Raw genomic sequence first — 13,383 nt, forward strand, 5'->3', positions numbered from 1 at the left:
CGTATCTTTAACAAAATCCATAACAGCATCCAATAATGAGTGATTTACAAGCCATTCCAAAAATTTATCAAATTGACGCTACCCTGGATCAGCGAACCTACCTGGTGGGCGGGGAATTGAAATCCTGGAAAGGGGATGTGTCAGAAGTGTATTCCACTATTTCCAGCAGTGAGACCTATAAACCTACCCTGCTGGGTACCATCCCGGACATGGGGGAGCCAGAGGCTATGGAGGCACTTGAAGCTGCCCTTAAGGCCTTTGATAAAGGAAAAGGAATATGGCCCACCATGCGGGTCCGGGAACGGATCGAATGTATGGAGAAGTTTGTGGCGCAGATGGAGCAAAAAAGGGAAGTGATTGTGAAATTGCTGATGTGGGAAATCGGGAAATCCCTGCCGGATTCCGAAAAGGAATTTGACCGGACCGTTGAATACATTCACGATACCATTGAAGATTATAAGCAGTTAGACCGGAACTCTGCCAAGTTCCATAAGCATCAGGGGGTTTACGCACATATCCGAAGGGGGCCATTAGGAGTGGTGCTTTGTCTGGGGCCCTATAATTACCCGCTTAACGAAACCTTTGCCCTTTTGATCCCTGCCATCATTATGGGGAATACTACTATTTTCAAACCGGCAAAGCACGGGGTATTGCTAATTACACCACTTCTGGAGGCATTTCAGAACAGCTTTCCGAAAGGGGTGGTAAATATCCTTTTCGGAAGGGGCAGGGCAGTAGCTGCCCCCATTATGAAGACCGGGAAAGTAGATGTTTTAGCTTTAATAGGAAACAGCAAGTCGGCCAATGCCTTGCAGGACCAGCATCCCAAAAGCAACCGGCTCCGGCTGGTTCTTGGGCTTGAAGCTAAAAACCCTGCCATTGTCCTTCCGGATGCCGACCTGGAACTGAGCGTACAGGAATGCCTCACCGGAACCCTTTCCTTTAATGGACAAAGGTGTACTGCCTTAAAGGTGGTTTATGTACATGAAGACATTTGTGAGACCTTCCTCAGGCAGTTTTCGGACGGGGTGGACGCTCTCACTTTTGGCAACCCCTGGGATAAGGGGGTGAAGCTTACACCATTGCCGGAACCCGGGAAATCGGATTACATTCAGGAACTTATTGACGATGCCCTTGCAAAAGGAGCCCAGATCATAAATGAAAAAGGAGGGCAGCGCTTTGATAATTTTATCTGGCCGGCCGTACTCTACCCGGTCACCAAAGATATGCGGGTCTATAAGGAAGAGCAATTTGGCCCTGTAATCCCGGTGCTGAGCTTTACAGAGATCGATGAGCCGCTGGATGATATGGCAGAGAGCAACTACGGGCAGCAGGTGAGCCTTTTCGGCAAGGATGTCTATGCACTGGCGCCTTTGATCGATACGCTGGCCAACCTGGTCTGCCGGGTTAACCTGAATAGCTCTTGCCAGCGCGGCCCGGATGTGTATCCGTTTACCGGACGTAAAGATTCTGCCCAGTCTACTCTGAGCGTTCACGATGCACTGCGGTCTTTCTCTATCAGGACCTTCGTAGCCTTTAAGGATAACTCTTTAAATAACGAAACAGTAGAACAATTGCTGGATACCAAGCTCTCCAATTTTATCAGTACGGAGTATATACTTTAAAAGGCTTACTGGCAAATATTGAGCATCTTTTCAGTTGCCTTGATGGCAGAGACGGTCTGGTCTGAATCCAGCCCTCTGGTGGTAAACTCCCTTTCTTTTTCTTTCCAGGTAATGACGGTCTCACAAAGGGCGTCGGAATTGGACCCGGGAGGGATCCGAACAGCGTAATCAACAAGGGTGGGCAATGGTATTTTAAGACTGCGGTAAACTTTGCGAAGCGCATTCATAAAGGCATCAAACTGCCCATCTCCCTGTGCATTCTCTTCATAGGTTTTCCCCTGTATTTCGAGGGAGACCGTGGTAGAAGGCTGCAGGCCTTTGGCATGAGTCAGCACATAGGATCGGATAAAAACAGACTGTTTGTGCGTATCACTGCCCAATACATCTGAAATAATGTAGGGGAGGTCTTCCTTTGTAACCTTTTCTTTCTTATCGCCCAACTCAATAATCCGTGCCGTCACTTTGCGTATTTCCTCCTCATTAAGCGAAAGCCCGAGTTCCTGCAGATTCTTCTGAATATTGGCCTTGCCCGAGGTTTTCCCTAAGGCATATTTCCGTTTTCGCCCAAACCTTTCCGGCAACAAATCATTAAAGTAAAGGTTTTTCTTATTGTCTCCATCAGCATGTATACCAGCAGTTTGTGTAAATACATTGTCTCCAACTATAGGCTTGTTGGAGGGAATTCCAATCCCGGTAAAGGCAGATACCAGTTTACTCACTTTAAAAAGAGAACTTTCCGCGATGCTGATCTCTGCCTCCGGAAGGAAGTCATTAATGACAGCCACCACACTCGCCAGGGGTGCATTTCCTGCCCGTTCCCCCATTCCATTAACCGTCAGGTGTAAGCCGTGGATTCCTGCCTTTATGGCTTCCATTACGTTTGCCACGCTCAGGTCGTAATCATTGTGGCCATGAAAATCGAAGTGCTGATGGGGATATTTTTTGACAATTTCAGAAAGAAACGCAAAGGTTTCCCGAGGGGTAAGGATTCCCAGTGTGTCCGGCAGCAGTATCCTTTTTACGTCCTGGGTTTGCAAAAAATCCAGAAATTCAAAAACGTATTCGGGAGAATTGCGCATGCCATTACTCCAATCTTCCAGATAGACATTAGTGGTAACCCCCTGTTCAGTGGCCATTTGGATTACCTTTTCAATATCCTTAAAATGCTCCTCAGGTGTTTTTTTAAGTTGATACTTCAGATGATTCAGCGATCCTTTAGTCAAGAGATTCTGAACCTTTGCACCAGCCAGTTCCATCCATTTCAGGGAGGCTCCGCCATCTACAAAACTCAGGACTTCTACCCGGTCCAGCAACTTTTCGGAGGCTGCCCATTCGGTAATCTGCCTTACAGATTCGAACTCCCCTTCTGAAACCCTTGCAGAAGCCACCTCAATCCTGTTCACTTTCAATTCCTGTAAAAGCAGGCGTGCCAGGGTCAATTTCTCCGAGGAAGTAAAAGATACTCCGGAGGTTTGTTCCCCGTCCCTTAGGGTGGTGTCCATAATTTCAATTCGCCGCTTTTGCATAGGGGGCCTGGCTAAAAAATAAGGTGATGTTTAGAGGGGGGTCTGTTTTGCGAAGGTTTCTATGTCCTTCTTCATGTTGAGCAGGTAGTCTATATCGTCGAAACCGTTCAGCATATTATCTTTTTTATACCCATTGATCTCGAAAGTCTCATATGCACCCGTGGAAGTGATGGTAATGCGTTGTTCCTGCAGGTTGACTTCCAATTCCGTTTTCGGATCGGCCTCAATAGCTTCAAATATCTGTTGCAAAAAACCAGCGCTTACCTGTACCGGCAACACGCCAATATTTAAACAATTATTCCTGAAAATGTCTGCAAAAAAGCTGGAGACAACACAGCGAAACCCGTAGTCGTATACGGCCCATGCCGCGTGCTCCCGTGAGGAACCGGAACCGAAGTTCTTGCCTCCAACCAGGATCTTTCCACTGTATAGCGGGTTGTTCAGCACAAAATGTTCCTTGGGGGTGTTGTCCGAATTGTATCGCCAGTCCCTGAAAAGATTATCCCCAAAGCCCTCACGCTGGGTCGCCTTGAGAAATCTGGCAGGAATGATCTGATCTGTATCCACATTTTCAATGGGAAGCGGGACAGCAGAACTTTTAAGGATTGTGAATTTATCGTAAGCCATGTTTATATATCGTCTTTTTGTTAAACCAATGCTGTTTTAAGCAGTTCTCTTGGGTCTGTAACCTCGCCTGTAACAGCAGCAGCAGCTGCAACCAGGGGGCTGGCCAGGAGTGTTCTGGCACCGGGTCCCTGCCTGCCCTCAAAATTTCGGTTTGAGGTGCTTACAGCATACTTGCCCTGCGGGATTTTATCGTCGTTCATTGCCAGGCAGGCAGAACATCCCGGTTCGCGGAGTTCAAAGCCTGCTGCTTCCAGTATATCCAGGATCCCTTCTTCACGGATGGCCTGCTCTACCTTATGGGATCCGGGAACCAGCCACGCGGTAACGTTGGCTGCCTTTTGCCGGCCTTCAACTATCTGGGCAAAAGCCCTGAAATCCTCTATCCGGCCATTGGTACAGCTTCCGAGGAAAACAAAATCGATCTTTTTCCCAAGCATGGATTCCCCTTCGTGAAAATCCATGTACTCCAGGGATTTTTTATAGGTGGCAACTCCGCCATCGAGAGTTTCAGCCTTTGGTATCTTCCTGGAAATGCTGAGGCCCATCCCGGGGTTGGTCCCGTAGGTGATCATGGGTTCTATATCGGCCCCATTGAAGTTTATTTCCTTGTCAAAAATTGCATTCGGGTCTGAATACAGCGTCTTCCAGTATTCCATAGCAGCATCCCAGGCCTCACCCTGAGGTGCGAATTCCCTGCCCCTTATATAATCAAAGGTTTTTTCATCCGGGGCAATCATACCCCCGCGGGCACCCATTTCAATACTCAGGTTGCACACCGTCATCCGCCCTTCCATGCTCATTTGTTCAAATACACTTCCGGCATACTCCACAAAATATCCGGTGGCTCCGGAGGTGGTAAGTTTTGAAATGATATAAAGGGCAACATCCTTAGGGGTTACCGCTTCGCTCAGACTTCCGCTGATATTGATGCGCATGCGTTTGGGTTTGGGTTGCATAATGCACTGAGTGGCGAGCACCATTTCAACCTCGGAGGTTCCAATTCCGAAGGCTATGGCGCCAAAGGCTCCATGAGTGGAAGTATGGGAATCCCCGCAGACAATGGTCACTCCGGGTACTGTAATGCCGTTTTCAGGTCCGATTACGTGAACAATCCCATTTTTTTCATGCCCCAGGCCCCAATAGGGGATGCTATGTTTCCGGGCATTTTCCTCAAGTGCCTGCAACTGTTTGGCAGACAGCGGATCTTTTACCGGCAGGTGCTGGTTCCGGGTTGGGGTGTTATGGTCTGCGGTTGCAAAAGTTCTTTCGGGATACAACACAGGAATATCCCGGTTTTTTAACCCCAGAAAGGCTACTGGGCTGGTTACTTCATGAACCAGATGTCTGTCGATAAAAAGTACGTCAGGCCCATTATCAATGCTGCGAACCACATGGGAATCCCAGACTTTATCAAATAGTGTTTTGCTCATCTTTCTTCTTGCTTTTGGCGAGATTCATTAGAACTTACAAAAGTATAAATATGCCTTTGGGAAGAAAACCAATGCCAGGGTAAATTACGATGTTCAAATCCGGATACGGCTCTTTCAAATGACTTTTTCAGGATAAACCACATGAGAATTGTCTGGAATAATCCGGTAAAATATAAATTCAGAGAGTTTGAATGAAATGCTTCTAGTGCCTTAACTAATGTAATCCCAGATATTCCTGAAAGCCTCCATTCTGCTGAGTTTGTCGCGAAGCACCCGGTGTTTGGGTAATTCCAGTCCGCCATCTTCTTTTAGCACCATGCCGGCGTGGTACTGTGCAGTTTCCAGGATATCGCGGTCGCGGATCACATCTGCAATTTTCAGGTTCAGTATCCCGCTTTGCTGTGTGCCCATCAGGTCTCCCGGGCCCCTTAATTTCAGATCGGTTTCTGCGATTTCAAAGCCATCATTGGTGCGAACCATTGTCTGAAGCCTTGTTTTGGCATCTTCAGAAAGTTTAGGACCGCTGATGAGGATACAATAACTCTGATCGGCTCCACGGCCTACCCGCCCCCTTAGCTGGTGGAGCTGGGAGAGGCCAAACCGCTCGGCACTCTCTATTACCATTACCGAGGCGTTGGGAACATTAACCCCTACTTCAATAACCGTGGTGGCAACCATTAATTGGGTTTGTTTTTTAACAAAACGCTGCATTTCAAATTCCTTTGCTTCAGGCTTCATTTGTCCGTGCACGATGGAAATCTGGAAATCCGGGCCCGGAAATTCACGGCTGATACTTTCATACCCGTCCATCAGGTCTTTGTAATCAAAGGCCGCAGACTCCTGAATGAGCGGATAAACGATATAAACCTGACGCCCTTTGGCAATTTCATCTTTCAGAAATCGGAACACCTTCAGACGGTCTGCATCGGTTCGATGAACGGTTTTGACCGGTTTCCGGCCCGGAGGTAATTCGTCTATAATACTGATGTCCAGATCCCCGTACAGACTCATGGCAAGGGTACGGGGGATAGGAGTAGCTGTCATTACCAAAATATGCGGTGGGGTTGCATTCTTTTTCCAGAGGCGGGCTCGCTGTGCCACTCCAAATCGATGCTGCTCGTCAATTATGGCCAGTCCGAGGTTTTGGAAACTTACCACATCTTCCAGGACGGCGTGTGTCCCTATCAGAATAGGTAATTCCCCTGTTTCCAGGCCTTCATGTATGGGTTTTCTGTCCCGGGCCTTAACGGAGCCGGTCAGAAGTGCCACGCCTATCCCGAGAGGCTCCAGCAGTTCATGGACTGCCTGATAGTGTTGCTGGGCGAGGATTTCCGTTGGGGCCATCAGACATGACTGAAAGCCATTGTCCAGGGCCAGCAGCATACACATGACGGCTACTATGGTTTTACCTGAACCCACATCCCCCTGAAGCAAGCGGTTCATCTGGGCATGGCTCCCCAGATCGGAACGGATTTCCCGAATGACTCTTTTCTGAGCAGGAGTCAGTTCAAAGGGGAGATGCTTTTCGTAAAAGTCCGTAAAATGCTCTCCGACCTTTTCGAAAGGAAGCCCTTTTATTTTTATTTTTCGCTGGCGTTTTTTGGTTAGCAGTGCCAGTTGCACAAAAAAGAATTCCTCAAATTTCAAACGGAACTCTGCCCGGGCCAGCAGCTTTTGATCATCCGGGAAATGCAGTTGTGAAACCGCCAGCTGTTTGTCCATCAGCTGCAAGCTTCCCCGGATATCCTCCGGCAGGTTTTCTTTCAACGGCACCTTTTCCTCAGTAAGCAATTGCAGCATCCAGCGGCTGATCATCCGGTTGGTTATACCCTGTTTGGATAATTTTTCGGTTGAAGGATAGACCGGTTGCATGCGCACCCTTTTCTGTGCCTTAAAGGTGCTTAGCAGTTCCATTTCAGGATGGGCCATGGAAAACATACCATTATACCATTTTGTCCTGCCAAAAATCACATAAGCCTCATTCAGTTTCAGACGTTCGCGAATCCATTTCTGGCTCCGGAACCAGACCAGTTCCATCTGGCCCGAATCATCCTTAAAAGTGGCCACCAGCCGGCTTCCGCGTTTTTGTTCAACGGTTTTAATATGGATAAGCCTGCCTATGAGCTGCACCTCGGCACTATTGCGCTGCAAGTCGCTTATTTTATGGAATTGTGTTTTATCTATATAACGGTTTGGAAAGAGGTATAGCAAATCCTGGTAGGTCTCCAGGCCCAGCTCCGAACGAAGCAATTTCGCCCGGTTGGGGCCGATGCCTTTCAGGTAACTCAGGGAAGTCTGCAGGGCTTTGGGATGCATTGGACTAAATTAAGGGTTCGTAATTTCAACTGCAACCTGTCAAATCGCTAAATTTGGATTGATTTTTGCCCCGGTATCCGTATGCGTATCAGCTTTCGAACTTTCTTCTTGTTCTTTCCAATGCTCCTGGCCATGAGCCAGGGAGCAGATGTTGATTTCCAAAAGGCGCACATCAGCATTAGCCCGGATACTGCAAATGCAGCAATAGCAGGAAGTGTAAGGTATACCTTCTTTGGCAATGGCAATGTAGACAGCTTGCATCTGGATGCGCAAAAAATGCGGATAAAAAAAGTAACCCTGGAGAACCGGGAAGTTCCTTTTTTATACGACGGTAAACGTTTAGGGGTTTTGGCTCCGGAAACGGCAGGGGTATACAATCTCCAAATAGACTATACCGCCCGCCCAAGGCAAACCCTTTATTTTTTTGGATGGAACGATTCCCTTCCCGGAAATGAGCAAATCTGGACACAGGGCCAGGGAAAATACAGCAGCCACTGGGTTCCCAGTTTTGATGAAATGAAGGAGAAAGTGGTTTTTGACCTGGATATTATCTTCGACCCGGATTATGAGGTTATTGCAAACGGACAGCTCCAAAGCAAGGAAGTTACAGGTTCCCTGGCGACCTGGCATTATCGAATGGACAAACCTATGAGCAGTTATTTACTGGCTTTCGCCATTGGGCATTTCAGGGCAGACACGGTTCAATCCGCCAGCGGTATCCCCATCCTGAATTATTTCCCAAAAGATGATCAGGAACTTGCCCGGAATACATACCTGCATACGGCCACTATATTCGATTTTCTGGAACGGGAGATTGGATACGCTTATCCCTGGAAAAATTACAAACAAGTCCCATTGCACGATTTTATGTATGCGGGAATGGAGAATACCACTGCGACCTTTTTTTCTGATCGCTATTTTACAGACAGTATTGCAGTCAATGACCTGCCCTATCTCAATATCAATGCGCATGAAATGGCGCATCAGTGGTTTGGCAATCTGGTAACCGAAACAGACGGTAAAAACCACTGGTTGCATGAAGGTTTTGCCACCTTTTATGCCTACCTGGCAGAAGCAGCTATAAAAGGTGACGACCAGATGTACTGGAAGCTGTACAGTAGCTGTAAGGCCCTGCAAAAGGCACAAGAGGAGGGCAGGGGGAGGTCTCTTCTGGACCCGGGGGCTGATAGCCTGACCTTTTATGAAAAAGGTGCCTGGGCCCTTATATTTTTACGTGAAATACTTGGTGAGGATGTTTATCGTGCAGGAATTCGAAAATATCTGGAAAAATTTGCCTTTCGCAATGCCACAGTAAATGATTTCCTTTCAATTATGGAAGGGGAGTGGGGAAAGTCTTTAAATACCTTCAGAGCAGCCTGGCTGGAATCCCCGGAATTCCCTTATAGGGAAGCTCTGGAATATTTACGTGGGAAGTCTGCATCCATCCGAAAATTTATGGAATCGGAAAAACGGTTGGTTGCTGCTGCGCTTTCAGATAAAGAGCTTAGCGAAGCCTGGGGGGATTCCCGCTCCCCATTTTACAGGAAACAACTCATAAAGGCCTTCGGAGACTCCCTTCCGGAAAATATACTTGAGCAGGTTTTAGCAGAGGGAAGTTTAATGGAACAAAAGGCGCTTGTAGCTGATGGAATAAATTTACCACCCTCGTTGTTAAAGCAAACGCTCAATTTGCTGGATGCGCCCAGCTATGAATTGCGGGAAACGCTGTTGTATCGTTTATGGTTGAGTTATCCGGAGCAGCGGGAAATTGTTCTGAACAGACTTCAGCAAAACGGCAGTCTTGTTCATCTTCCATTGCGGCAGAGCTGGCTGCTGCTTACGGCCCTCACTCCGGCTTATCAGGATGTGCTGGCAGAAAACCTGGCTGCCTTACGGAAGACCACAAGCCCTTTTTACGCTGCAGAAGACCGGGAAAAGGCATTTGAATTATTAAATCAGGTAGATGCTTTTAACAATAAAAATATCAAAGATTTAATACAGGCCACAGAACATCACAGATGGAGTTTTAAGAAATTTTCACGTGCATTATTTCTGCAACTACTGGAACAACGGCCAGACCGGGAATATTGGGAAATGGTGAGCAGGGGTTTCAGCAGGGAAACCTATGCGTATATTTATGAAAAAATAGAAGCTTTATGAGAGCACTGGTTATTTCCGGAGGGGGTAGTAAAGGGGCTTTTGCCGGCGGGGTGGCGCAATTTTTACTCGAAAAGCACCCCAACGCGTATGACCTTTTTTTGGGAACCTCAACCGGTAGCTTGCTTATCTCGCATCTGGCCTTGAATAAAATAGGAAAAATCAGGAAAATATATACCTCGGTAAATCAAAACAGCATTTTTAGCAATTGTCCCTTTACCATACAGCGAAAGTACGGGATAGCCACTATCGGAATAAATCACTGGAATGTGCTCAGAAACTTTTATAAAGGCAGTAAAACCTTTGGGGAGAGCTATCATTTGCTGGATCTGATCAAGAAATCCATCACCCCTGAGGAATTCCGAAAATTAAAGAAGGGTCCCAAAGATATTGTGGTCACGGTATCCAATTTATCGCTGAACCAGGTGGAATACAAGAGTATCAATGATTTCGAATACGAAGAATTTTGTGAATGGATCTGGATTTCCTGCAATTATACGCCTTTTATGAGCCTTGTTCGTAAGGATGGCTGTGAGTATGCAGACGGAGGGCTGGGATGTATGGTTCCCATAGAAGAAGCTATTAAAAGAGGGGCGAGGGAGGTGGATGCTATTATCCTTCATACCGAAGTTTCCCATATTAACAGAATGCCTTCAAAGAATGTCTTTTCCCTGCTGACCAATATGTTTAGCTTTATGCTGGATCGCATAGAGCAACATAATATTAAAATAGGGAAATACGTGGCCACGCATAACGATGCGATTATCAACTTTTATTTTACCCCTACAGTACTTACAACCAATTCGCTGGTTTTTGACCGGGAACAAATGTCGAAATGGTGGAAAAGCGGGTATTTATACGCAGCATCCAAGGGTGAGGAAAGCAGTGCCCTGGAATGAGTCCGGACGGCTTACCAGAGTTCCCCGATTTCTTTTTTGACATAAGAAAGGGCGGTGGCGGATGGGGAGGCTTTGTCCATAGTCTCATTGAGAATATCTTCCCGTAATTTTTCAGCACTGTCTGCCGTACTCATCCCTGCTTTTCGAATGGCCTGGATAGTAGCGTTTTTGGCAGCTTTGATAATATTCCAGCACTCGTCAGTCATATAGATCTGTTGTGACAGGTTGTGCTCAAATTCATTTTCGATATTGCGTATCAGCAGGTTTTCATAATCCCCTTTATCCGCAGATTTTGGCGCTACCCTAACCACCAGGCTGGGGATGGAGATCCGTTCCAGAAAAAGGGCCATTCTTTCATAAGCCTGCAGCCGGATCGGAAGACTGTTTTTCTGGCTGTCTTTATGAAGCAGGAACCTGCGACGGCCCTCCTCATTCCGGGTATGCATCCGGAAGAAATAAAAAGCAACTGCACCGGTTACTACTGCAGGTAATAAATATGCGAATAATTGAAAGATTCCGTCGCCCGTCATGAAAGATATGTTTAGATTGGTTTTCGCATTTGAAAACGCAGGAAAATCACAAAAAGTATATTAAGCCTGCGGAATTCTTTCCGAAAAATTATGGAAAAATGAGCGGATCTTTAATTCTGAATCTCCTTTCTGGTCTCCAGATAAAATCTTCGGTAGTTCGGGTGCAGAATAACATCGATTCCTTCACTGAAATTCCCGTCTCGCCCCCTGGAGCTCAATCGGCTCTCCCCGATCTTCAAGCTGTCTCGTAGCGTATTCATAACGGCAGATGCCTGCCGTGCCGCCAGGGAAATTTCTCCGGTCATGGAAAGGCCTTCAACCGTAAGATTCAGTTCAGGATACATTCCTGCAAGCTTGGCGATACCCTCAAGCCATTTTGTCCCGGTATCACTGATTGTTAAACCGCCTTCTTCAGTAAACACCTCGTTTAACCCTCCTGAAACCAATAATCCTCCTGAGGAAATCTTCAGTTTTGCCGTTGCGCCCAGGCTCTGTTTGGCCTGACTGAGCAGGGCAATGATTACGGAATCATTCCGGCTGAAGGTTTCAACAATGCTCCGCAGCTGCCCTTCTTTTGCCTCAAGAGAGGAAAGGGTCTGGCTCAGGGCAGAAGTGTTCTTGCTGGATACCTCGGCAAAATTATTGAGGTTTTTAAGTAGGGTGGCGTTGGCAGATTTTAATTCGCTAGCCTGATTCTCATATAGTTCAGCCTGTGCCTGGCTTGCTTTTTCCCTTTGTTCTGCTCTGGATAAATCCGTTTGCAGATTCCGGATCACGAGTTTCAGGCTATCAATACTGGCTATCAACTCCCGTTTTTTCTGGGCGTTTAGCCCGGCGGAAACGCTGAGTATCAGAATAAAGACCCAAAGTGAGCCGGAGCGTAGTAAATTAATTTTCATATAACATTCTATTTGGCAAATATACTCCCGAAAATGACTTCATTCGATGGAGATTTGAACAAATGCCCAAAACCCGCATAATAAAAAATACTAATTATTCAGATAGTCCAGGCTTAATTCAGTAAGTGCTTTTACGCCTAGAATCAAACCGCTGTCATCTATATAAAAATCAGGGGTGTGATGGGGGTAGGGTTCCGTATTTCCCGGGGTCATTCCGCCCAGAAAGAAAAAGAATCCGGGTACTTCTCGTTGGAAATACGAAAAATCTTCAGCCCCTGTAATGGCTTTTTGGGTTTGCACATTTGCGCCCCCGGCAACCCTTTCAAGGGTAGGCAGCATCTGGCTCACCAAATCCGGGTCGTTATAGGTAATATCCGTGGCATCTTTTATTTCAATGGTCGCTTCACCCCCGTAGGCTTTCGCAATATTGGGAACCATCTCCATCATTCGTTTGTTTATATGGTCTTTCATATCGTAATCCAGGGTGCGGATAGTTCCAAGCATCTCAGCACTTTCCGGTATAATATTGAAACGGACCCCGCTTTTAATCTTGCCCACGGTAATAACAGCAGCCTCATTAGTCAGGTTCGTTTCGCGGCTGATAATCGTTTGTAAGCCATCGATGATTTTTGCGCTTATCAGGATGGGATCGACTCCCGCCCAGGGCTGTGAACCATGCGATTGTTTTCCCTTAACATGGATGGTGAAGCTCTGTGCAGCAGCCATGGTACCGCCAGACTTGTAGCGGATCACCCCGGTTGGAGTCATGGAATTGATGTGAAGGCCAAAAATGGCGTTTACATCCGGGTTTTTGAGGACACCTTCTTTTACCATCAACAGGGCACCACCTTCTTCCCCCGGGGGTGGCCCTTCCTCGGCAGGTTGGAATATAAACTTGACCGTGCCCTTAATCTGGTCTTTATTCCGGCTAAGGACCTCTGCTACCCCCATCAGGATGGCTGTATGTGTATCGTGTCCGCAGGCATGCATTACCCCAACTTTCTCCCCCAGGAATTCCGCTCTGACTTCTGAGCGAAAGGGAAGGTCATTTCTTTCCGTTACAGGAAGCGCATCAATATCGGCACGGAGGGCAACAACTTTGCCCGGAGAATTCCCTTTGAGAATTCCAACCACCCCGGTATGTGCTACCCCGGTCTGAACTTCTAATCCAAGCGATTTTAGATGGGCAGCAATCTTCTCCGCCGTCTTAAATTCACGATTCGAGAGCTCTGGAGTCTGGTGAATTTGGCGCCTCCACTGGACCACCTTGGGTTCAATGGTTTTGTAGTCTTCCTGAAGGGAATACGTCTGGGCAGCCAGGCTTCCGCAAATCAAAATGAACAATAGAAAGGTAATTTTCTTCATATCTCTAAT

10 protein-coding genes are annotated in these 13,383 nt (G+C 47.0%); 3 read left to right on the top strand and 7 right to left on the bottom strand.

Annotation, left to right across the window (positions count from 1 at the left end; translation table 11 throughout):
• The first annotated feature begins 35 nt into the window (after positions 1–35).
• Positions 36–1,625 (top strand): NADP-dependent glyceraldehyde-3-phosphate dehydrogenase, encoded by a 1,590-nt coding sequence (locus ACT6NU_RS12960; RefSeq protein ID WP_445382094.1) that lies wholly within the window; start codon positions 36–38, stop codon positions 1,623–1,625.
• A 5-nt stretch (positions 1,626–1,630) separates the two neighbouring features.
• Here the strand turns inward: ACT6NU_RS12960 and ACT6NU_RS12965 are convergent, their stop codons facing one another.
• From ACT6NU_RS12965 to recG, 4 genes are all read right to left on the bottom strand, one after another.
• Positions 1,631–3,151, bottom strand: coding sequence for an alpha-isopropylmalate synthase regulatory domain-containing protein (locus ACT6NU_RS12965; protein ID WP_445382095.1), 1,521 nt, complete (start codon positions 3,149–3,151; stop codon positions 1,631–1,633).
• Between the two features lie 30 nt (positions 3,152–3,181).
• The gene (leuD, locus tag ACT6NU_RS12970) at positions 3,182–3,778 is read right to left on the bottom strand and encodes a 3-isopropylmalate dehydratase small subunit (RefSeq protein WP_445382096.1); all 597 of its coding nucleotides are present in this window, start codon (positions 3,776–3,778) and stop codon (positions 3,182–3,184) included.
• 20 nt (positions 3,779–3,798) lie between these two features.
• On the bottom strand, positions 3,799–5,208 hold the full coding sequence (gene leuC / locus ACT6NU_RS12975; RefSeq protein ID WP_445382097.1) for a 3-isopropylmalate dehydratase large subunit: 1,410 nt from the start codon (positions 5,206–5,208) through the stop codon (positions 3,799–3,801).
• A 210-nt stretch (positions 5,209–5,418) separates the two neighbouring features.
• A complete protein-coding gene (recG, locus tag ACT6NU_RS12980; protein WP_445382098.1) occupies positions 5,419–7,524 on the bottom strand; it encodes an ATP-dependent DNA helicase RecG in 2,106 nt (701 codons plus the stop codon).
• Between the two features lie 81 nt (positions 7,525–7,605).
• Between recG and ACT6NU_RS12985 the strand changes: the two genes are divergently transcribed.
• Together ACT6NU_RS12985 and ACT6NU_RS12990 are read left to right on the top strand one after the other, a co-directional pair.
• Positions 7,606–9,684: a M1 family metallopeptidase gene (locus ACT6NU_RS12985; protein WP_445382099.1), complete on the top strand. Its 2,079-nt coding sequence runs from the start codon at positions 7,606–7,608 to the stop codon at positions 9,682–9,684.
• The gene (locus ACT6NU_RS12990) at positions 9,681–10,580 is read left to right on the top strand and encodes a patatin-like phospholipase family protein (protein ID WP_445382100.1); all 900 of its coding nucleotides are present in this window, start codon (positions 9,681–9,683) and stop codon (positions 10,578–10,580) included. Before ACT6NU_RS12985 ends, ACT6NU_RS12990 begins: the two co-directional genes overlap by 4 nt.
• An 11-nt stretch (positions 10,581–10,591) precedes the next feature.
• On the opposite strand, the gene ACT6NU_RS12995 is transcribed toward ACT6NU_RS12990, so the two are convergent.
• The 3 genes from ACT6NU_RS12995 to ACT6NU_RS13005 all read right to left on the bottom strand — a co-directional run bounded on the left by ACT6NU_RS12995 (position 10,592) and on the right by ACT6NU_RS13005 (position 13,374).
• On the bottom strand, positions 10,592–11,110 hold the full coding sequence (locus ACT6NU_RS12995) for a DUF7935 family protein (protein ID WP_445382101.1): 519 nt from the start codon (positions 11,108–11,110) through the stop codon (positions 10,592–10,594).
• Positions 11,111–11,220: 110 nt separating this feature from the next.
• Positions 11,221–12,009, bottom strand: a complete 789-nt coding sequence (locus ACT6NU_RS13000) for a hypothetical protein (RefSeq protein WP_445382102.1) — start codon at positions 12,007–12,009, stop codon at positions 11,221–11,223.
• Between the two features lie 90 nt (positions 12,010–12,099).
• A complete protein-coding gene (locus ACT6NU_RS13005; RefSeq protein ID WP_445382103.1) occupies positions 12,100–13,374 on the bottom strand; it encodes an amidohydrolase in 1,275 nt (424 codons plus the stop codon).
• Positions 13,375–13,383: the final 9 nt, after the last annotated feature.

This window comes from Robiginitalea rubriflava, from assembly GCF_052540725.1.

Bases quoted from the DNA above. Each gene is read 5' to 3' on its own strand.
- recG (WP_445382098.1), bottom strand. From the start codon at position 7,524: ATGCATCCCAAAGCCCTGCAGACTTCCCTGAGTTACCTGAAAGGCATC.
- leuC (WP_445382097.1), bottom strand. From the start codon at position 5,208: ATGAGCAAAACACTATTTGATAAAGTCTGGGATTCCCATGTGGTTCGC.
- ACT6NU_RS13000 (WP_445382102.1), bottom strand. From the start codon at position 12,009: ATGAAAATTAATTTACTACGCTCCGGCTCACTTTGGGTCTTTATTCTG.
- ACT6NU_RS12995 (WP_445382101.1), bottom strand. From the start codon at position 11,110: ATGACGGGCGACGGAATCTTTCAATTATTCGCATATTTATTACCTGCA.
- ACT6NU_RS12960 (WP_445382094.1), top strand. From the start codon at position 36: ATGAGTGATTTACAAGCCATTCCAAAAATTTATCAAATTGACGCTACC.
- leuD (WP_445382096.1), bottom strand. From the start codon at position 3,778: ATGGCTTACGATAAATTCACAATCCTTAAAAGTTCTGCTGTCCCGCTT.
- ACT6NU_RS12985 (WP_445382099.1), top strand. From the start codon at position 7,606: ATGCGTATCAGCTTTCGAACTTTCTTCTTGTTCTTTCCAATGCTCCTG.
- ACT6NU_RS13005 (WP_445382103.1), bottom strand. From the start codon at position 13,374: ATGAAGAAAATTACCTTTCTATTGTTCATTTTGATTTGCGGAAGCCTG.
- ACT6NU_RS12990 (WP_445382100.1), top strand. From the start codon at position 9,681: ATGAGAGCACTGGTTATTTCCGGAGGGGGTAGTAAAGGGGCTTTTGCC.
- ACT6NU_RS12965 (WP_445382095.1), bottom strand. From the start codon at position 3,151: ATGCAAAAGCGGCGAATTGAAATTATGGACACCACCCTAAGGGACGGG.